19 protein-coding genes are annotated in these 19,220 nt (G+C 65.6%); 16 read left to right on the forward strand and 3 right to left on the reverse strand.

Annotation, left to right across the window (positions count from 1 at the left end; genetic code table 11):
• The first annotated feature begins 11 nt into the window (after window positions 1–11).
• Complete coding sequence (locus QMK31_RS14645; protein ID WP_283501681.1) at window positions 12–614, forward strand: nucleoside/nucleotide kinase family protein; 603 nt, start codon at window positions 12–14, stop codon at window positions 612–614.
• A 10-nt stretch (window positions 615–624) separates the two neighbouring features.
• On the opposite strand, the gene QMK31_RS14650 is transcribed toward QMK31_RS14645, so the two are convergent.
• On the reverse strand, window positions 625–1,635 hold the full coding sequence (locus QMK31_RS14650; RefSeq protein WP_283501682.1) for a ketopantoate reductase family protein: 1,011 nt from the start codon (window positions 1,633–1,635) through the stop codon (window positions 625–627).
• Window positions 1,636–1,686: 51 nt separating this feature from the next.
• On the opposite strand from QMK31_RS14650, the gene truB reads away from it, so the two are divergent.
• The 4 genes from truB to QMK31_RS14670 all read left to right on the forward strand — a co-directional run bounded on the left by truB (window position 1,687) and on the right by QMK31_RS14670 (window position 4,424).
• Window positions 1,687–2,616: a tRNA pseudouridine(55) synthase TruB gene (truB, locus tag QMK31_RS14655; RefSeq protein WP_283501683.1), complete on the forward strand. Its 930-nt coding sequence runs from the start codon at window positions 1,687–1,689 to the stop codon at window positions 2,614–2,616.
• Entirely contained in the window at window positions 2,613–2,981 is a 369-nt protein-coding gene (locus QMK31_RS14660; protein ID WP_283501684.1) for a hypothetical protein, read from the forward strand. Before truB ends, QMK31_RS14660 begins: the two co-directional genes overlap by 4 nt.
• Window positions 2,982–3,042: 61 nt before the next feature.
• Entirely contained in the window at window positions 3,043–3,480 is a 438-nt protein-coding gene (locus QMK31_RS14665) for a hypothetical protein (protein ID WP_283501685.1), read from the forward strand.
• Window positions 3,477–4,424, forward strand: a complete 948-nt coding sequence (locus QMK31_RS14670) for a bifunctional riboflavin kinase/FAD synthetase (protein ID WP_283501686.1) — start codon at window positions 3,477–3,479, stop codon at window positions 4,422–4,424. The genes QMK31_RS14665 and QMK31_RS14670 overlap by 4 nt, the downstream gene beginning before the upstream one ends.
• Here QMK31_RS14670 and QMK31_RS14675 read toward each other — a convergent pair.
• Window positions 4,421–4,639, reverse strand: coding sequence for a PLDc N-terminal domain-containing protein (locus tag QMK31_RS14675; protein ID WP_283501687.1), 219 nt, complete (start codon window positions 4,637–4,639; stop codon window positions 4,421–4,423). The genes QMK31_RS14670 and QMK31_RS14675 overlap by 4 nt on opposite strands.
• A 127-nt stretch (window positions 4,640–4,766) precedes the next feature.
• On the opposite strand from QMK31_RS14675, the gene QMK31_RS14680 reads away from it, so the two are divergent.
• Both QMK31_RS14680 and QMK31_RS14685 read left to right on the forward strand, forming a co-directional pair.
• Complete coding sequence (locus QMK31_RS14680; protein WP_283501688.1) at window positions 4,767–5,426, forward strand: ScbR family autoregulator-binding transcription factor; 660 nt, start codon at window positions 4,767–4,769, stop codon at window positions 5,424–5,426.
• Window positions 5,427–5,430: 4 nt separating this feature from the next.
• Window positions 5,431–6,654, forward strand: a complete 1,224-nt coding sequence (locus QMK31_RS14685; protein ID WP_283501689.1) for an MFS transporter — start codon at window positions 5,431–5,433, stop codon at window positions 6,652–6,654.
• Window positions 6,655–6,686: 32 nt separating this feature from the next.
• On the opposite strand, the gene QMK31_RS14690 is transcribed toward QMK31_RS14685, so the two are convergent.
• Window positions 6,687–7,631 carry an ROK family protein gene (locus tag QMK31_RS14690; protein ID WP_283501690.1) on the reverse strand — a complete coding sequence of 315 codons (945 nt, stop codon included), beginning with the start codon at window positions 7,629–7,631 and terminating at the stop codon, window positions 6,687–6,689.
• Window positions 7,632–7,768: 137 nt separating this feature from the next.
• Between QMK31_RS14690 and QMK31_RS14695 the strand changes: the two genes are divergently transcribed.
• From QMK31_RS14695 to QMK31_RS14735, 9 genes are all read left to right on the forward strand, one after another.
• Entirely contained in the window at window positions 7,769–8,725 is a 957-nt protein-coding gene (locus QMK31_RS14695) for a sugar-binding transcriptional regulator (RefSeq protein WP_283501691.1), read from the forward strand.
• The gene (deoC, locus tag QMK31_RS14700) at window positions 8,722–9,735 is read left to right on the forward strand and encodes a deoxyribose-phosphate aldolase (RefSeq protein WP_283501692.1); all 1,014 of its coding nucleotides are present in this window, start codon (window positions 8,722–8,724) and stop codon (window positions 9,733–9,735) included. Before QMK31_RS14695 ends, deoC begins: the two co-directional genes overlap by 4 nt.
• Window positions 9,736–9,744: 9 nt before the next feature.
• Complete coding sequence (locus QMK31_RS14705; RefSeq protein WP_283501693.1) at window positions 9,745–11,286, forward strand: aldehyde dehydrogenase family protein; 1,542 nt, start codon at window positions 9,745–9,747, stop codon at window positions 11,284–11,286.
• Window positions 11,283–12,146 carry an aldehyde dehydrogenase family protein gene (locus QMK31_RS14710; protein WP_283501694.1) on the forward strand — a complete coding sequence of 288 codons (864 nt, stop codon included), beginning with the start codon at window positions 11,283–11,285 and terminating at the stop codon, window positions 12,144–12,146. The genes QMK31_RS14705 and QMK31_RS14710 overlap by 4 nt, the downstream gene beginning before the upstream one ends.
• Window positions 12,147–12,204: 58 nt before the next feature.
• On the forward strand, window positions 12,205–13,725 hold the full coding sequence (locus QMK31_RS14715; RefSeq protein WP_283501695.1) for an SDR family oxidoreductase: 1,521 nt from the start codon (window positions 12,205–12,207) through the stop codon (window positions 13,723–13,725).
• A gap of 86 nt (window positions 13,726–13,811) precedes the next feature.
• Window positions 13,812–14,372 carry a GDSL-type esterase/lipase family protein gene (locus QMK31_RS14720; RefSeq protein WP_283501696.1) on the forward strand — a complete coding sequence of 187 codons (561 nt, stop codon included), beginning with the start codon at window positions 13,812–13,814 and terminating at the stop codon, window positions 14,370–14,372.
• Between the two features lie 79 nt (window positions 14,373–14,451).
• Window positions 14,452–16,359, forward strand: coding sequence for a DUF2207 domain-containing protein (locus tag QMK31_RS14725; RefSeq protein ID WP_283501697.1), 1,908 nt, complete (start codon window positions 14,452–14,454; stop codon window positions 16,357–16,359).
• An 11-nt stretch (window positions 16,360–16,370) separates the two neighbouring features.
• Window positions 16,371–16,706 (forward strand): DUF6804 family protein, encoded by a 336-nt coding sequence (locus QMK31_RS14730; RefSeq protein ID WP_283501698.1) that lies wholly within the window; start codon window positions 16,371–16,373, stop codon window positions 16,704–16,706.
• Window positions 16,707–17,006: 300 nt separating this feature from the next.
• A complete protein-coding gene (locus QMK31_RS14735; RefSeq protein ID WP_283501699.1) occupies window positions 17,007–19,193 on the forward strand; it encodes a DEAD/DEAH box helicase in 2,187 nt (728 codons plus the stop codon).
• The last annotated feature ends 27 nt before the right edge of the window (window positions 19,194–19,220 follow it).

Genomic DNA, 19,220 nt, shown 5'->3' on the forward strand with positions numbered 1-19,220 from the left:
AGGCTCGATTCATGAAGCTGGTTTCCACCCCCCGCATCGATTTTCTGCGCGTCCTCGCCGCGGAGATTCTGCACAATTATGGCCGCGGCCGCACGACCATCGCCGTCGACGGAACGGATGCCGGTGTTCGCACCGCCTTCGCCGACGACCTCGCCGCGGTGTTCCGCGAAGATGAGCGGCATGTTTTTCGCGCGAGCCTGCGCTACTTCCAGCACTCCCGCGCCGAGCAGCAACGACTCGCATCCGACACCCCCGAGCGGATGTACCGGGTCGGCTACGACTACTCGGCGCTGCGCCGGGTGCTCGTGGAACCCTTCCGAATGGGCGGCAGCACCGGGTTCGTCACCGAGGAATTCGACCCAGATCGGGACGCCTGGATTCAACCGACCTGGCAGACCGCGCCCGCCGACGCCATCCTCATTATCGACGGCGACTACATCAACCGCCCTGAACTGCACGCACTCTGGCTGTACAGCGTGCTGCTTGAGGGCGCCCCAGCAAGCGAGTCCCAGGCGCTTTACCTCGCCGAGGTGCACCCGCGCGACGTCGTGTCGGCCGTCGTCGATACAACGAACCCACAGGCCCCGCGCCGCATGCTGACCGACCGGTGCTGAGCATCAGTTCTCAGCGGTCGTCGATGAGTTTGTCGAACCGGGCAAGAACATCGGCCGGTTTCAGAAAGGCCCGGGTAACCTCGACCTCGTGTACGAGCGTGGTGAGCAGCGCGTTGACCGGCGCCGCCAGCCCGGCCAGCTGCGCTTCCCGCACGACCGCGCCGTTGAGGTGGTCCACTTCGGTCAGCTGGGCACGTTTGAGGCTCTGCAAGGTTGAGCCGAGATTGGCCACCGGCCCCATCTTCACCCCGATGCGCAGAGGCAGGGATTGCGCGAGAGTCACCGGCAGCCGCCCGAAAACGCGCAGGGTGCGATCCGTGAGCGCGTGCAACGATCCGAACGTCACGTTCCTGGCCACGCCCACTCGCACCGTCTCCTGCATGCTCGCGGTCAAGATCCGGCGGAGCGGGGCCGTGCCGATGACCGTCTGAACGCTCAGCCCGGTGATGGCCGGCAGGGCATTGAGCATGTTGACGACCAGCTTGGTCCACTGCGCACCGACGAAATTGTCGGTCGCGAAGGTCGGGAACGCGGTAGCCAGGATCATTTGCCAGTGCCGAGTGGCGGCATCCGCCTGGCCGCTGCCCCGACCAAGGTAGCTCGATGCTGCGGTCGTCACCCGCACCCGGCCCGGACCGATGTAGTGCGCGGCGATCAGGGTGAGCAGCCCGAAACAGTCCGAGTGCGGCAGTAGCCCTTCGGCGATCGACACACCATCGAGGCCGTTCTGCACCACGATCACCGGTGACCCGTCGAGCATTTCGGCGTTCTCGGCGATGGCGGCTGCGGCATCCTGGGCTTTGGTGCAGATCAGCGTCAGGTCGGGGGTTTCGGTGAGAATCTCCCGCACCTGCACGCGGCAGTGGGCGTCCCCGAAACCTCCGGTGATGCCAATTCCGTCGTCCTGAATGACCGCGCGGGCTGCCTGGTGTGCCGTGACGGTGATCTCGTGCCCGGCACGAGCGAGCAGGGCGGCGAACAGACCACCGAGGGCGCCGGCGCCGACTACAGCAATTTGCATTCCCCCAGCCTAGATTGCGTGCTGCAAGTCGCACGCTGATACCCTCAGCAAGTGACCAGCGGCCTTTTACTCATCGACAAGGCGCAGGGCTGGACTAGCCATGACGCTGTCGCCCGAACCCGGCGCCTGGCCGGAACGCGCAAGGTCGGCCATGCCGGCACCCTCGACCCCATGGCGACCGGCCTGCTCGTCCTCGGCATCAACAGTTCCACCCGACTGCTCACCTACGTCGTCGGCCTTGACAAGGAATACCTCGCGACCATCCGCCTCGGCCAGGCCACCACAACGGATGACGCGGAGGGCGAGGAACTGACCCGCGCCAGCGCCGAACGGGTCGTCGCCATCACGCCCGCAGCCGTCGCGGCCGGCATTAGCGATCTCACCGGTGACATCAGCCAGCAGCCCAGCGCGGTCAGCGCCATCAAGGTGGACGGCAAACGGGCCTACGCCAGGGTGCGGGCCGGCGAAGACGTGCAGTTGCCCGCCCGCCCGGTGACTGTGAGCGAGTTCGCACTGCTCTCGAGCACCCCGCGCAATGGTTTTCTCGACCTCGAGGTGCGCGTTGAATGCGCCTCCGGCACCTATATTCGCGCCCTGGCCCGCGACCTCGGCGCCGCGCTCGGCGTCGGCGGCCACCTCACGGCCCTGCGCCGCACCCGTATCGGCCCGTTCCGCATCGACGCCGCCGCGACGCTGCAAGATATCGACGTCGTCGCCGCCCTTATTTCACCAGCGGATGCCGCCACCCGGCTGTTGCCGCGCCTCGACCTGTCGGCCGAGCAGGCGATCGACCTCGGCCATGGCAAACGCATCCGGGTCGAACCCGATACCACCCGCACCGGCCCGGTCGCCGCCATCGCCCCCGACGGCCGACTCGTCGGACTGGTCGAGTATCGCGGCGACCAGGCCAAGTCGTTGCTGAATTTTCCGCCAGATCTGCCCGATGAACCGCACCAGAGCGAATCGACACCCATGTCATGATCGAATGGTTCACCTGGTTTCAACTGGCCATCGCCGTGCCGGGCGGCCTGCTCTGTATCGTGCTCGGCCTGGTCGGACGCAAACCCACCGATCTCACCATGGGTGCGACCGCGCTGGTCGAACTTTTGCTGATCGTGCAGCTCGCGGCCGCGATCGCGGCACCGCTGGCCGGCAACACGGCCACAGGCAGTCTGCTCGAGTTCTACACCTATCTGGTCAGCGCCATACTGCTGCCGGTCGTGGCCGGATTCTGGGCGCTCGTCGAACGCAGCCGCTGGAGCACGGTTATTCTCGGTGTGACCTGCCTGTCGGTCGCGGTCATGCTCTACCGCATGAATCAGATCTGGAACGTGCAGGGGAGCTGACGCGGTTCACGGGTTCGCTGCGGATGCTGCAATAATTAGTGAACCATATGAATGCCGAGCGATGACAAAATCCCAGACCGAAATGACCGGCCCCGCCAATCGGGTGAGCGGCATTGGCCGACTCCTCATCGCCGTGTACGGCGTGCTGGCCCTCGCTGCCACCGGGCGATCGTTCGTTCAGATCGTGCGCGCTTTCGATGAGGCCCCGCTCGCGTACTCGCTGTCAGCCCTCGCCGCCGTGGTGTACATCGTCGCGACGATCGCCCTGGTCAGGCGCACCCTTCTCTGGTACCGCATCGCCTGGTTCACCATCGGCTTTGAACTGCTTGGCGTGCTCGTAGTGGGAACCCTCAGCCTCGTGGACCCTGCCCTGTTTCAGCACGCCACTGTGTGGTCGGTCTACGGCAGTGGCTACCTGTTCATTCCCCTCGTGCTGCCGCTGCTCGGCATGTGGTGGCTCGCGAGCCATCCCCCGACGCCATCCCGGAGCCGGGCATGAAATCCTTCCCCGGCGTCAACTCGGTACCGAGCGACTGGCCGGCCTCGGCCGTGAGCATCGGCAAGTTCGACGGCGTGCACGCCGGGCACCGGGCCGTTCTCAGCGAACTTAAGGCCATTGCCGCGCGAGAGCAGCTCGCCGCCGTTGTGGTCACGTTCGACCGGCATCCGCTTGCCTTGCTGGCTCCTGAGTCATGCCCGAGCGCACTCGTCAGCGCCGAGCAGAAGCTCAAGCTGATCGCCGAGACCGGCGTTGATGCCACCCTGCTGCTTGAATTCAACCACGACCTGTCGAGCCTGCCGCCTCGGGAATTCATCGAACGCATCCTGATTACCGCCCTGCACGCCCGCTTCGTGCTGGTTGGTCGGGACTTTCGGTTCGGCGCAAAGGGTGCGGGTGATGTGGAACTGCTGCGTGAGCTCGGCGCCGAGTTCGGCTATGAGGTGCGCATGATCGACGACGTGATGCCCGATGGCGAACGCCGGGTGTCGTCGACCTGGATTCGCGAGTTGCTCGACACCGGAGCGGTGGCCGCAGCCGGCCAGTTACTCGGGCATGTGCCGACCGTGCGCGGCGTGGTCGTGCACGGCGCCGCTCGCGGTCGTGAACTGGGCTTTCCAACGGCCAACCTGTCAGCCGATTCCGAGGGCTTGATTCCCGCCGACGGCGTCTACGCTGGTTGGCTGACGGATGCCGGTGCTCGCTTCCCCGCGGCCATTTCGGTGGGCAACAACCCCACCTTCGACGGTGTCGCACAGAAGCAGGTCGAAGCCTACGTGCTCGACGAGGTCAATCTCGACCTGTACGACCACGTCGTTGACGTGTCGTTCGTGGAACGGATTCGCGGGATGGTCGCCTACTCGGGCATTGATCCGCTGATCGTGCAGATGCGCGATGATGTCTCTCGCGCGCGCGCAATTTTGGGCCGCAAGAGCACGATCTAGTCCAGTCGCAGCCGGTTACCGACCGCGAACCAGGCCGTCGCCCCGAACACGGGAGCGAGGAGAACGGCCAGCACCCAATTCGTGCGCACGGTCGGGCGCAGATGGGCGGCGCGCCCGATCTGAACCATGGCTACGAGCGAGAGCCCGACTACAATCAATCCGGCCAGCAGCGCTACGCCGATGCCCACCCACCCGTAATCGCTCACATTCCCCATGCCAAGAACCATACCAAAGAGTATGTTTATTGTATAGCCACAAAGGTGCAGATCGAGCCGTCGGGAAACTCCCGGGGGTCAGTTCGCCCCGGTACGCTGGGTGCACGAGCATTTTCCTGGGGGTTCCATGCAACAACAAGCACGAGCCATTGAAACGCGCGCCGCGATAATTCGCGGCGCGGCAGCAGCATTCGAACAGCGCGGCTACGGCAGCACGTCTCTCGCCCAGGTGAGCGCGGCCGCTGGAGTCACCAAGGGCGCACTGTACTTCCACTTTGATTCCAAAGAAGCGCTCGCGGTCGCGATCATCGATGCCCAGCACGAGCAATCGGCCGGTGCGGGTCAACTGCTGCTCGAGAAGGACGTTCCCGGCCTGCGCGCCCTCATCTCGATGTCTTACGAGCTGGCTCGCCAGCTGCGCGATGACCTCATCGTGAGCGCCGGGGTGCGCCTGACGATTGAAGCGGCCAACTTCTCAACGCCGGTGTCCGCGCCGTATCTCGACTGGATGGTCACCTGTGAGGAATTCCTGCGCCGGGCAATCACCGCGGGCGATGTCGCTCCCACGTTGGATGTGCCCGCGGCTGCGGCATTTTTCACTGCCGCCTTCACTGGAGTGCAGCTTGTCTCCGACGTGCTGAACGGTCGCAGCGACATCGACCAACGCCTGACCGAGATGTGGGCGCTGCTCCTGCCTGGCCTTGTCGTGTCCGAGCGCTGGGACGAGCTCAAAAACCTCGCGGCCGATGTGCAACGGGAACGCGCCGCGGCCGCAGCCCTAGACTGACCGAGTGAATACCGCCCTCTCCCGCCGACTGCTGCCGGGACGTGGCCTCGCCCTGCTGGGCATCATTCTGGTCGCGGCGAACCTGCGCACCGCGGTCGCCGCCCTCTCGCCGATCGTGACGGAGGTGGACGCCGATATTCCCCTCGGCGCGATTTCTCTGGGTGTGCTCGGCATGCTTCCGCCGGTGTGTTTCGCCCTCTTTGGCATCTTCACCCCCATGATCACACGTCGGCACGGCTTGGAGTTGCCGCTCGTGCTCGCGCTCGTGGCAATTCTTCTCGGTCACCTCACTCGCGGTCTGTCCGGCTCGCTCACCATGCTCATCCTCGGCAGTGTCATTGCGTTCGCCGGGCTCGGCGTCGGCAACGTACTCCTGCCGCCACTGGTTAAGAAATATTTCCCCGACCGCGTCGGGCTCGTTACGAGCCTCTACGTCACCGTCCTCTCTCTGAGCACACTGACCCCTGCCTTGATCGCCGTACCGGTAGCGGATGCCGCTGGCTGGCGCGTGTCACTCGGCGTGTGGATGCTGCTCGCTCTCTTCGCGCTTGTTCCCTGGGTTACCCTGCTTCTGCGGCACCGCTCTGCGAGAGTGTCCGGCCCCGTCGTTGACGAGGCCGATGCCGCGATTCTGGGTCGGCTGTGGACGTCGTCGATCGCCTGGGCGATCGCCGGCGTGTTCGCAGCCTCGTCTCTTAACGCCTACGCCATGTTCGCCTGGCTGCCCCGACTGCTCGTGGACACCGCCGGAGTCAGTCCGGCTCAGGCCGGAACGCTGCTCGCCCTCTATGCCAGCATGGGAATTCCATGCGCGCTGATCATTCCGGTCCTCACGGCGCGTCTGACCAACGTGGGACCGCTCGTCTACGTCGGAGTGTTCGCCTTCGTGGCTGGCGACCTCGGGCTGCTATTGGTGCCAGATACCCTGACCTGGCTCTGGGTCAGCCTGGCCGGCCTCGGACCCCTGTTCTTTCCCCTCGCGCTCGTGCTCATCAACCTGCGCACCCGCACCCATGCCGGTGCCGTCGCGCTGAGCGGCTTCGTGCAAAGCGTCGGCTATACCCTGGGCGCCCTGGGACCGTTGATCTTCGGCCTGCTGCACGAGCTCAGCGGCGGGTGGAGCTGGCCACTGGGCTTTCTGATGGCCAGCGCGCTTGCTATCATCATCGCCGGCGCCGTGATCGGTCGTCCGCACATGCTCGAGGACGACCTCGAGCGCTCGCGCTGACACCCGGTCTTCGGGAGGAGGCCAGCGCGAGGTCAGGGCACCATCTCGGCGCGGTGGATCAGCGCCGCGGCACCGATCAGCGGGCCGTCGCCCGACAGCGCCGACGGCACCACACGCACTCGGGTCGCGTAGGCGAACTGCACGCGCTGGGCGATGGCCTCCCGCGCGAACACGAGCAGGTCGCCAGTGACGTTGGAGAAGCCGCCGCCGATGGTGACGAGGTCGAGGTCGAGCAGCGTCGCGGCGGAGGCGATCGCTTGGCCGAGGGCCTGTCCGCTGCGCGCGACGGCCGCTACCGCGACCGGGTCGGCGGCCGCGTAAGCATGGGCCAAGTCTTCGCCCGACTCGCCAGAGAAGCCCTGTCTGCGCGCCCAGGCGACGGTTTTCGGTCCGGAGGCGATCGCCTCGATGCAGCCGACCCCGCCGCAGGCGCACGCATCGGAAAAGCCGCCGACCTCGATGTGACCGATATGGCCGGCGTTGCCGGTCGGCCCCGATACGGTCACTCCGCCAAGAATAAGGCCGCCGCCGATGCCGGTCGATACGATCATGCCCATCAGATTGTCGACGCCCTGACCGGCGCCCACCCAGTGCTCGGCGAGCGTGATGCACAGCCCGTCCATGCGCAGGCGTACGGGCAGGTCGGGCACGAGCGCGGCGACCAACTGTTTGAGGGGATACTCACGCCACACCGGTAAGTTCAGCGGCGACACCGCGCCGTCTCGCAGGTGAATCGGCCCTGCGCAACCGATTCCCACCCCGATCAGGGCTGCGCCGACGGGCAGGGCCGCGCGAGCCTCGGTCACCACGCTCTCGACAGCGACGGCGAGCCGCTCGCTCGACGCGGTCGCGCCGGTCGCCGCCCGGTGCCGGCTGGCGCCGAACACTACGCCGCGATCATCGACGAGGGCGGCATCGACCTTGGTGCCGCCGACATCAACGGCGAGAACGAAACGCGACGGGGCGGAGCTGCTCATGCATCGATCGTACTGGTGCCCGCACCGGTCTCTGTCCGGGCCCGGTTCTGCTCAGATGAGCAATGATATCTACGACTGTTGATTCGCGTGGCCAGGCGACGTAGGCTGGCTTCAAACGATTGGACCGCGACACCACCATGAGCGACACCGACGAACTCCTGTCCATCCGCGCCGCCGAGCTGTACTACGAAGAAAACCAGACCCAGGATGAGATCGGTGTTATTTTGCGCCTCACCCGCTGGAAGGTCGGTCGGTTGCTCGCCAGTGCCAGGGCCAACGGTTTCATCCGCATCGAGATCGTGCACCCGCGCGCCCGCCGGCTGCCGATCGAACGGCGCCTCCGCGAATCAACCGGCCTTACCGACGCGATCGTCGTCTCCTCCGCCGGAGTGTCCAGCGACGCTGAGCTGCAGTCGCGCACCGCACAGGCCGCCGCCGACTATCTCACGAACCTGCGACCGATTCCGCACACCCTCGGCATCAGCTGGGGTCGAACCCTGCACGACGTCTCCCTGCACCTCAAACAGGGCTGGGCGCCGGGGGTGAACGTGGTGCAGATCAACGGCGGCGTCAGCCTCAACCAACGCACCGGCACCGCGGCATCCACTGCCGTGACGATCGCGCACAAGGCCGACGGGTCGGCCACCCTGCTGCCCAGCCCCGCCATCTTCGAACGCCTCGAAACTAAGCAGGCGATGGAAGCCGACCGCACCATTGCCGGGGTGCTCGCCCTGGCTCGCAACGCCCAGGCCTACGTCTACAGCGCCGGTCAGGCGGATGCGAATTCCGCCCTCGTCGACAGCGGCTACCTGACCGTGGAACAGATCAACGACCTTGTGGCGAAGGGCGCCGTCGGCGACGTCGTCGGCCGTTACATCGACAGGCACGGTCGCATCGTCGACCCGGAACTTAACGAGCGCACTGTCGGGATTCAAATCGACCAGTTGCGCCGTGCCCCACTCACCATCGCGGTTATCTCCGGAAACACCAAGCACGCCATCGCCCGCGCCGTCGTGCGCAACGGGTTGTGCACCGTGCTGGTGACCGACGAAGACACCGCGAACGCCCTGCTTCAGGAAAAGGACACCCCATGACTAGCAGCCCATTGGCCACCTACCAGCCCGATCAGCGCGCCCTCGCGCTGATCGGCGGGGAGGCCACCGACGCCAACCTGCGCCGGTACCTGCACGGAATCCCCGGAATCGACGCCGTCGGCCTCGAAGCCCGCGCCGCCGACCTCGGCACCCGATCGATCAAGACCAGCTCCAAACGCTGGGCGATCGATACCATCATCGGGCTGATCGACCTCACGACCCTCGAGGGCGCTGACACCCCCGGCAAGGTGCGTTCGCTCGTCGCCAAGGCGCTCATTCCCGACCCCAAAGACCCCGGCTGCCCCCGTGTCGCCGCGGTCTGCGTCTATGGCGACATGGTCGGTGATGCCGTCACAGCGCTTGGGTCGGCTCACGCCGCCGGCGGTACCGATGGTGTCAATGTTGCTGCGGTTGCGACCGCATTTCCGAGCGGCCGGGCCTCTCTTTCGGTCAAGCTCGCCGACGTGCGCGACGCGGTCACGGCGGGTGCCGACGAGATCGACATGGTCATCGACCGTGGAGCATTTCTGGCGGGTCGGTTCGGCCAGGTCTACGACGAGATCGTCGCCGTGAAAGAGGCCTGCCGCCGCGCCGACGGAACGCTTGCCCACCTTAAGGTGATTCTTGAGACCGGCGAACTGAACACCTACGACAACGTACGCCGCGCCTCCTGGCTGGCTATCCTGGCCGGCGGGGACTTCATTAAGACCTCCACCGGTAAGGTCGCCCCCGCCGCGACGCTGCCGGTAACGCTGTCTATGCTCGAGGTCGTACGGGACTGGCACCGCCTCACGGGCGTGCGCATCGGTGTGAAACCAGCCGGCGGCATCCGCACCTCCAAAGACGCGATCAAGTACCTCGTGACGGTCGCGGAAACCGTGGGGGAGGAGTGGCTGACCCCGCACCTGTTCCGCTTCGGTGCCTCCAGCCTGCTCAATGACGTGCTGTTGCAGCGTCAGAAGATGACCACCGGGCACTACTCCGGCCCCGACTACGTGACGATTGACTAGGGAACGACAATGAAATTTCTCGACTACGCCCCCGCCCCAGAGTCGCAGGCCCTGCTGAACCTCAAAAGCGACTACGGCCTCTTCATTAGGGGTGAGTTCACCGCCGGCCGCGGCACTCCTTTCGCGAGCATCAACCCGGCCACGGAAGAACAGATCGCGATGATCGCCACCGCCAATCAAACGGATGTCGACGAGGCGGTCGCTGCCGCCCGTCACGCCTACGACGGGGTCTGGTCGCGCCTGTCCGGCAGTGACCGCGGCAAGTACCTGTTTCGCATTGCCCGCCTGGTGCAGGAACGTGCCCGCGAACTGGCCGTCGCCGAAACCCTCGACAACGGCAAGCCGATTAAGGAAACCCGCGACGTTGACATTCCCCTCGTCGCGGCCTGGTTCTTCTACTACGCCGGCTGGGCCGACAAGCTCGACCACGCCGGAGCAGGTCCGAACCCGGCCTCGCTCGGCGTGGCCGCCCAGGTCATCCCATGGAATTTTCCGCTCATGATGCTGGCCTGGAAGATCGCCCCGGCGCTCGCCGCCGGCAACACCGTCGTACTCAAACCGGCCGAAACGACCTCGCTCACCGCCCTGTTGTTCGCCGAGATTCTGCAGCAGGCCGACCTGCCCGCCGGTGTCGTGAACATCATCACCGGCGACGGGAGCACCGGGCAGGCGCTGGTCAACCACCCGGGCGTCAACAAGGTCGCCTTCACCGGCTCGACCTCGGTCGGTCGCGCCATCGCCCGTTCGGTCGCCGGAACCGATAAGAAGCTCAGTTTGGAGCTTGGTGGCAAGGGTGCCAACATCGTCTTCGACGATGCCCCCATCGACCAGGCCGTCGAGGGAATCGTGCGGGGTATCTTCTTCAATCAGGGGCACGTCTGCTGCGCCGGAAGCCGCCTGCTGGTGCAGGAAAGCATCCACGACGACGTCATCGATCGGCTCAAGCGTCGCATGCAGACGCTGCGTCTGGGGGACCCGCTCGACAAGAACACCGACATCGGCGCCATCAACAGCGCCGAACAGCTCGCCCGCATTCGCGAACTGTCCGACCTCGGCCAGCAGGAAGGCGCCGAGCGCTGGAGCGCCGACTGCGTCATCCCGGAGAACGGCTTCTGGTTCGCGCCGACCATCTTCACCAACGTGACGACCAGCCACCGCATCGCGCGGGACGAGATCTTCGGCCCGGTGCTGTCGGTACTGACATTCCGCACTCCGGCCGAAGCCATCGCCAAGGCCAACAACACCCCATACGGGCTCTCCGCCGGAATCTGGAGCGACAAGGGCAGCAGAATCCTCGCCGTCGCCGACAAACTGCGCGCCGGCGTCATCTGGGCAAACACCTTCAACCAGTTCGACCCGTCCAGCCCGTTCGGCGGTTATAAGGAGAGCGGGTACGGCCGAGAGGGTGGCCGCCACGGCCTCGCCGCCTACCTCAAGCCCGCCGTACGCTCCGGCTCGCGGTCGATCGCAGCAGCCGAGCACGCTCCGGTCAGCAAGAAGTCCGCATCCGCCAGCAAAAAGTCCGCATCCGCAGAGAAGGCCGCCAAGTGAACCGCCTCGCCATCCCCAAGACCTACAAGCTCTACATCGGCGGCAAGTTTCCGCGCAGCGAGTCAGGTCGCGTCTACGAGGTGCTCTCGCACCAGGGCGACTTTCTGGCCAACGCCGCGAAGGGCAGCCGCAAGGATGCCCGCGACGCCGTCGTCGCTGCCCGCAGCGCCCTCTCCGGCTGGGCCAGCGCCACGGCCTACAACCGCGGACAGGTGCTCTACCGCATTGCCGAACTGCTCGAGGGCCGCCGGGCCCAGTTCGTCGACGAAATTGAGAACAGCGAGGGCGTGACCACCGCGGTCGCCAACGCCCAGGTCGACGAGGCCATCGACCGCTGGGTTTGGTACGCCGGCTGGGCGGACAAGTACGTGCAGGTCGCCGGTAACGCCAACCCGGTCGCCGGCCCGTTCTTCAACCTGTCGGTACCCGAACCGACAGGCGTCGTCGCGATCATCGCGCCGCAGGGAAACGAATCCTTGCTCGGACTGGTCAGTGCGATCGCGCCGGCCCTCGTCGCCGGCAACACGGTCGTCGTCGTCGCCAACGAGAACGCCCCGCTATCGGCGATCAGCCTGGGCGAGGTGCTCGCCACGAGCGACGTACCCGGTGGCGTCGTCAACATCGTTACCGGATCACCGGCCGAGATCGCACCCTGGCTGGCCAGCCATGCCGACGTCAACGCCCTCGATCTGGTCGGTGCCGGTGACCTCGACTGGGTGGAGCTGCAGATCAGCGCCGCCGAGACGCTCAAGCGGGTGCTCCCGCCCGAGTCGGGCGCGGATGCCGCGGCCCCGGCTCTGTCCCGCATCCTCGCCTTCACCGAGCTGAAGACGGTCTGGCACACCAAGGCGATTCTCTGAGCGCGCACGGTGGACGACACTCAGCCGAGGGTCAAGAGAACGAGATAGGCTCCGCCGCATGACCTTACGCAAAGCACTTGTCACGGGATCTACGGGCTACATCGGGGGGCGTCTGGTTCCCAAACTCCTCGAGGCCGGTTTCACGGTGCGGGTGCTCGTGCGCACCCCCGCGAAGCTGCGTGACGTGCCGTGGGCCGACCAGGTCGAGGTCGTGCAGGGGGACCTCGGCGACCTGGCGTCCGTGCAGCGCGCCTGCGTCGACATCGACGTGCTGTACTACCTGGTGCACTCGATGGGTGCAGCCGGGGACTTCGAGAAGACCGAGCATCTTGCCGCCGAGAACGTCGCCCAGGCCGCTGCGGCAGCTCACGTCTCCCGCATCGTCTACCTTGGCGGGCTGCACCCCGACACCGACACTCTTTCGGCCCACCTGCGTTCACGCATGGAGGTCGGCCGGATCCTGCTGAACAGCGGCGTGCCCACCATCGCGTTCCAGGCCGGCGTGGTCATCGGTTCCGGCTCAACCTCGTTCGAGATGATTCGCCATCTGACCGACGTGTTGCCGTACATGCCGGCACCCAAGTGGGTGCGCAACAAGATCCAGCCGATCGCCGTACGCGACGTGCTGTATTACCTCCAGGCCGCCGCCGACCTCGCACCCGAGGTGAACCGCACCTTCGACATCGGCGGCCCCGACGTGCTCCGTTACGGCCAGATGATGAACGGCTACGCCCTCGAAGCAGGTCTCAAACAGCGAGCGATCGCTGCACTGCCGGTGCTCACCCCCTGGCTCGCCTCCCAGTGGGTGAACCTGGTCACTCCGATTCCGCGCAACCTCGCCATCCCGATCATCGCCTCGCTGCAGTACGACTGTGTCGTTCACGAGACCGATATCGACGAGTTCATTCCACGGCCGGAGGGCGGCCTCACCGCTTACCGCCGTGCGGTGCGCCTCGCGCTGGGTCGCATGCGCGACGGCGACGTCGAGACCAGCTGGCGCAACTCTTCGATCGAGGGCGCGTCGAGCAACCCGCTGCCGAGCGACCCGGACTGGGCCGGCCACGCCGTCTACACCGATCTTCGCGAGAAGACGACTCACGCCGACCCGGCCGCGCTCTGGCGGGTCATCGAAAGTATCGGCGGTGAAAACGGCTGGTACTCCTTTCCCTTGGCCTGGGCGGTGCGTGGCCTCATGGACAAGGCCGTCGGAGGCGTGGGCCTGCGCCGCGGTCGCCGCAACCCCGACCACCTGCATAACGGTGAGGTACTCGACTTCTGGCGGGTCGAACGGATCGACCACGGCAGCTTTCTGCGCCTCCGCGCCGAAATGCGAGTTCCCGGCCGGGCGTGGCTCGAGATGAGCGTCACCCCGACCGATTCTGGCGGCTCGGTGTACCGACAGCGCGCCGTGTTTTTCCCCCGGGGTCTCGGCGGCAGGCTGTACTGGGCAGCGATCCTGCCGTTCCACGGCATCATCTTCGAGGGTATGGCCACACGCATCACGGCGACGGCGGCGGCTGAGCGCAAGGCCGAAGCGGGGCATCCGCACGCGGCTGTTTCTCGCTCAGACGCTGACTGACGCCACGGGTAGAACGTGCGTATAGTCTGAGAATTCTGGATACTCGGCCAGGTTCGGGGCATGATGGTTACGAGTAGGAGGCCACTATGTCAGTATCTCTCGCCTTTCTGGGGGACGGCCTCGTTGCGGGCGGTCAGTGGGACGAATGGTTTCCCGAGCACGACGTGCATAACCTGGCCGTGAGTGGAAACACCACCGACGAGGTTATTGCCCAGCTTGATCAGGTCATCGCCTTGCGCCCGGACGCCGTTGTGATCGGGGTCGGAACGAACGACCTCGGCTGGCGCAAGTCTGACGAATACGTCGTGCGCAACCTCGAGACCATTTTGCACACCCTTCGCCGCGCGCTACCGGAAACCCGCATCCTGGTTCAATCGGTTCTGCCACGCGACCGCGACTTTGCCGGCACCATCCGTTCCATCAATCGGCATGTCTGGCAGTATGCCCCCACCCTGCATGTGCAATACCTTGACCTGTGGCCGGCGCTCGCCCTGCCTGATGGTGAGCTCGACCCGACACTCGGCATCGACCGGCTGCACCTGAACCCGGCCGGATATGCGGCCTGGCTGGCCGAATTGAAGGTGGGTCTCGAGATTTTGTTCGAACGCCCGCCGTCTACGACCTCGATTCCCATTCAGCACGCCTGATCGTGTCGGGGCGTGATTAGGGCACCGCACGCCGGTGGCCGAAGCTCGCCATGACCAGCACGCTCGGTAGAGTGGACTCATGCTCCGATCGGTTCGCCCCGCCCTTGTCCTGTTACTCGGTGCGCTGGCCATCGATGGCGCCGTGCTGACGCTCGCTCCGCCAACGCAGGCCGCAGCGGCCAGCCCCAGCGCCGTCAGCATCGTGGGCTCCGACGCCAGCGACTTCAGCTTCGACTCCTTCGACTCGCAGTACGAGCTCCAGCTTGACGCCGACGGCCGCTCGACGCTCAAAACCGTCGAGACGATCGTGGCCCGGTTTCCCGAGATCGATCAGAACCACGGCATTCGCCGCGCCATCCCCACCCGATACCAGGGCCACCCCACCGACATCGCGATCGACAGCGTCACCGATGAGAACGGCGCGCCGCGATCCTTCGACACTGAGACCACCAGCGAGGACCGGGACCAGGAGTTTCTCGACGTGACCATCGCCGCCGACGAATTCGTGCACGGCGCGCAGACCTATGTGATCACCTATGAGCAGTCCAATGTAACCCTGTACCCCTCCGACGCGAACACCGAAGAGTTCTACTGGGACGTCAACGGCACCGGGTGGGACCAAACCTTCGGCCTGGTCACGGCCACCGTGCGGTTCGATCCGGAGCTGGTCGACCGTCGGCGGGGCCAGGCGCTCTGTTTTCAAGGACCGGAAGGCTCCAGTACACCCTGTGAGGACATCCGTCTGGGCGGTTCGTCGACACAACCGGCCGTGAGCGTGCTCGCCACCAATCTGGGCGCGCGGGAGAACCTCACCGTCGTGGTGCCGTTCGAGCCGGGTACCTTTGTGCCACGGGATGATTCCTTCACCGCAAATGCGCTCCCGATCGTTGGCCTGGTCGGTGCCCTTGTGAGCCTGTTGACGGCGCTCGTCGCCGGTCTGCTGCGGGCCACGCGCTGGCGGAGCGCCGCCGGCCGCTTCACGATTATCGCCGAATATCTGCCGCCGCGGGGGGTGAACCTGCTCACCTCTGGCGATGTCACCGGCACCGCCAGCAAGGCGATGGCAGCCCAGTTCATCAGCTTCGCGGTGCGGGGCAACGTGCGCATTCTCGAGGCGGGCGATAAGAAGAGCCACTTTCTGCTCGAATTCGTGCACGCACACGGTGTCGATGAGACCGAGAGCCGCATCCTCGGCAAGCTGTTCCCCGGACTGCAGGCTGGCGACCAGCGAGACCTGAAGAAGAAGAGCATCTCCCTGAGTAAGGCGTTGCAGAAGGAACGCCTGGCTGCCAGAGCCGAATCGTTGCGGTTGGGGTTGCGGGAGAAGAAAAACGACGGCTTGCGGGTTTGGCTGTTCGTGCTCGCGGTTGTCGGCGCCGGCGTCGCCCTGGCGGGGAGCCTCGGCGCCGTTATAACCGTTGTGGGCGGTTTGTGGCCGTTATTGTTCATCGCTGTGGCGATCATCAGCGCGCTGGGCACGTTCGTGTTCGCCGGCAATCTGCGACCGCTGACCGACAGCGGAGCCGAGCTCCGTGATTATCTGAAGGGCGTCAAGTTGTATATAGGTCTCGCCGAAGCCGATCGGCTGCGAGTATTGCAGAGTCCGGAAGGAGCCGTGCGCTCCGTGTATCGGCCGGAGAATTCACGCCCCGAACTGACGCAGCGTCCCGAAACAGCGGATGCAGCCTCCGTTCAGATCGTAAAACTCTACGAACGAGTGCTGCCGCTGGCCGTTTTGTTTGGGCAGGAGAAGGACTGGTCCGGCGTTCTTAGCCAGTACTACGCCCAAAGCCACACCCAGCCCGACTGGTATTCCGGTTCTGGAATATTCCAGGCAGCCTATTTCGCAGGTGCAATCAGCACATTCTCTACCGCCACCAGCGCGTCCTGGTCGGGCAGCGCCACGAGTTCCTCGACTTCAGGTGGCGGCGGCGGCGGTGGCTTCTCGGGTGGTGGCGGTGGCGGCGGCGGCGGAGGGGGCGTCTGATGGGACGTGTAATGGGCACGCCAGCCGCACCGACCTTCACCCGCTCGGCCCTCGCGCCGGGGCTGCTCGGCGCCATCGTTCTGCTCGCCGGACTCGCACTGCTCGACAGTGAGAGTTTCATCATCATCCGTTACGCGGTCAGCATCCTCGCGCTCATCATCAGCGTCTTCGTGATCCAGGCACGGTCGTGGTATTGGCTCATCGGCCTCGTTCCGATGGCCGTGCTGTGGAACCCGGTCGTGATCCTCGACCTCAGCGGGCAGGGCTGGGTTTCGGCGCAGTTCATCGCCGCCATCGTCTTCGTCGTCGTCGGTCTGCGCACCAAGGTGCCGGTTCGCAAGGAATGAACGAAGGCGTAGACTTATGTCGCGTTGAGATACCGGGTCAGGTCTCTATTGTGCGCTCGCATTCGGTGGCATCATCCGTTGGATCGGTTGATTCAGCGGCACTACCGCTGCGACGGCATCCGCTTGACTTTGGGTTTGGCGTCATGATCAGGGCCCTTCCGTGTGTTGCAAATCGATCGTTTCTGCTCACCGCCGGAACGACCGGTGGCATGCGGCGTTCGGTTACACCAGAATGCCGTTACCTAGCGCGTGGACAGGTACAGCCGGTACCCGTACCGTGCTGCTTCGAAGTGGAGAACAATGGCTTATACCCGTACCGATGCCTCGGGCAGCCGGAACAACCTCGGTCGCAGTGGAGCCCCCCGAAACCGCGCGCATCCGCGTTCCCGCGACGACGATGCGCCGATCATTCCGATTCTTGCCCGTAAGGTGCGCGAGGTCGAGGCCAAGGCGCAGTCCGGTACCAAGCTCGGACCCACAAACCGCACCAAGTATCAGGTCATCGCCCTGCTGATGCGCGAAGAACGCGCCAGGGTCAAGGGTGACAAAGAGCTCTCCGACGCGAACCGAGCAGAGCTGCTCAAACGCCTCGACGGCATCGCCCAGATTCTGGCCAAGACCGCGGCCAGGGACACCAGCCTGATCACACTTCTCGAGCCGGACGCCGGCGTGTCGACCGTGGCCCAGCGTTTTCGCCGGGACTGGCTGATCGAATCGGGAGCCGAGCTGAGTCCCGACGAACTCATCATCACCCGGGAGCCCGAAGCGGCACCGGTCGTGCTGCAGAACCAGGTCATCCCGCAGTCGGTCAAGGCCAGGCAACTGGCCAACCCGTTCCTCGCCCCCGACTTCAGCGCCGCCGCCCAGCCGATCGTGCACCCGCGCAGGCTCGCCAACTGGGAACTGCTCGGCCCGCTCTTCAAATCGTTCGAGTACGGTTCAGGCGGCCAAGCGGCCAGCATGGACATGCCGGAGGCGCCCAAACTCGACCGGCTGTCGCCGAACGGCATGGAACTCATGCGCCACCAAGCTCGCTTCATTGAGAGCGCCAGGCTTGGGCACCGCAGCTACCTGCTCGCCGACGAGCCAGGCCTCGGCAAGACCGCGCAAAGCCTGCTTGCGGCTTCCGTCGCCAACGCCTATCCGCTGCTAGCCATCGTGCCCAACGTGGTGAAGATGAACTGGGCTCGCGAGGTGGAACTGTGGACGCCCAACCGGCGGGCCACTGTTATTCACGGTGACGGCAACACACTCGACGCCTTCGCCGACGTCGTCGTGGTGAACTACGACGTACTCGACCGTCACTTGGCCTGGCTCGGCACGCTCGGGTTCAAGGGCATGGTAGTCGACGAGGCACACTTCATTAAGAACCTCTCCTCTCAGCGGTCCAAGCATGTGCTCTCGCTGGCCGAGCAGATTCGGCGCCGCACCCCGGGCGGTATCCCGCTGTTGATGGCCCTCACCGGAACCCCGCTGATCAACGACGTCGACGATTTTCGTGCAATCTGGCAGTTCCTCGGCTGGATCGACGGCGACAAGCCGGCTCCAGCCCTGCTCAAACGACTGGAAGAAACCGGGCTGACCCCGGCCGACATGGGCTTCTACAAGGAAGCCCGCGCCGCCGTGATCGACATGGGCATCGTGCGTCGCCGCAAGGTCGACGTCGCCGCCGACCTGCCAGCCAAGCGCATCGCCGACCTGCCGGTCGAACTCGACGACGACCTCGGTCGATACATCCGTCAGGCCGAACGCGAACTCGGCGCCCGCCTGGTCACCCGCTATCAGGCCCTCGTCGCCGCCAGGCACGCCGGCTCCGGCGGTCCCGCCGTCCCCGACGAAGACCAGCGGGATGCCTACATTCGCGCCGTCGCCCATGCCGAGCTCGAAGATTCCAAAGGGCAGACCACCGGCGAAAACGTCTTCACGATGGTGCGCAAGATCGGCCAGGCCAAGGCTGGTCTCGCGGCGGACTACGCCGCGCAGCTGGCCCGCTCGGTCGGCAAGGTCGTGTTCTTCGCCAAACACATTGACGTCATGGACACCGCAGAAGAGATCTTCGCCAAACGCGACCTGCGCACGGTCTCGCTTCGCGGCGACCAGAGCGCCCTGGCCCGCCAGGCCGCGATCGACTCGTTCAACAACGATCCCGACGTGGCGATCGCGGTGTGCTCGCTCACCGCGGCCGGTGTTGGCGTCAATCTGCAGGCAGCGTCCAACGTCGTACTCGCCGAACTGAGCTGGACCGCAGCCGAACAGACGCAGGCCATCGACCGGGTGCACCGCATCGGCCAGGACGAGCCGGTCACCGCCTGGCGAATTATTGCCGCGCACACGATCGACGCGCGCATCGCCGACCTGATCGGCAGCAAGCAGGGCCTCGCAGCGCGCGCCCTCGACGGTTCGCAGGAAGAGTACTCGGCGGCCGATTCGGTGCAGGCGAGTGCCCTCATCTACGTGCTCACCCAGGCCCTGGACGGAAAGCTGTAAAAAGACCGGACACCGTGGCGGGATTCG

Source organism: Cryobacterium sp. PH31-O1, assembly GCF_030063455.1.
GTDB lineage: Bacteria > Actinomycetota > Actinomycetes > Actinomycetales > Microbacteriaceae > Cryobacterium.

Coding starts and splice junctions, on each gene's coding strand:
- QMK31_RS14665 (WP_283501685.1), top strand. CDS start 3,043: ATGACAAAATCCCAGACCGAAATGACCGGCCCCGCCAATCGGGTGAGC.
- QMK31_RS14650 (WP_283501682.1), bottom strand. CDS start 1,635: ATGCAAATTGCTGTAGTCGGCGCCGGCGCCCTCGGTGGTCTGTTCGCC.
- QMK31_RS14715 (WP_283501695.1), top strand. CDS start 12,205: ATGACCTTACGCAAAGCACTTGTCACGGGATCTACGGGCTACATCGGG.
- QMK31_RS14675 (WP_283501687.1), bottom strand. CDS start 4,639: ATGGGGAATGTGAGCGATTACGGGTGGGTGGGCATCGGCGTAGCGCTG.
- QMK31_RS14695 (WP_283501691.1), top strand. CDS start 7,769: ATGAGCGACACCGACGAACTCCTGTCCATCCGCGCCGCCGAGCTGTAC.
- QMK31_RS14720 (WP_283501696.1), top strand. CDS start 13,812: ATGTCAGTATCTCTCGCCTTTCTGGGGGACGGCCTCGTTGCGGGCGGT.
- QMK31_RS14690 (WP_283501690.1), bottom strand. CDS start 7,631: ATGAGCAGCTCCGCCCCGTCGCGTTTCGTTCTCGCCGTTGATGTCGGC.
- deoC (WP_283501692.1), top strand. CDS start 8,722: ATGACTAGCAGCCCATTGGCCACCTACCAGCCCGATCAGCGCGCCCTC.
- QMK31_RS14660 (WP_283501684.1), top strand. CDS start 2,613: ATGATCGAATGGTTCACCTGGTTTCAACTGGCCATCGCCGTGCCGGGC.
- QMK31_RS14680 (WP_283501688.1), top strand. CDS start 4,767: ATGCAACAACAAGCACGAGCCATTGAAACGCGCGCCGCGATAATTCGC.
- QMK31_RS14735 (WP_283501699.1), top strand. CDS start 17,007: ATGGCTTATACCCGTACCGATGCCTCGGGCAGCCGGAACAACCTCGGT.
- QMK31_RS14730 (WP_283501698.1), top strand. CDS start 16,371: ATGGGCACGCCAGCCGCACCGACCTTCACCCGCTCGGCCCTCGCGCCG.
- QMK31_RS14645 (WP_283501681.1), top strand. CDS start 12: ATGAAGCTGGTTTCCACCCCCCGCATCGATTTTCTGCGCGTCCTCGCC.
- QMK31_RS14670 (WP_283501686.1), top strand. CDS start 3,477: ATGAAATCCTTCCCCGGCGTCAACTCGGTACCGAGCGACTGGCCGGCC.
- QMK31_RS14705 (WP_283501693.1), top strand. CDS start 9,745: ATGAAATTTCTCGACTACGCCCCCGCCCCAGAGTCGCAGGCCCTGCTG.
- QMK31_RS14725 (WP_283501697.1), top strand. CDS start 14,452: ATGCTCCGATCGGTTCGCCCCGCCCTTGTCCTGTTACTCGGTGCGCTG.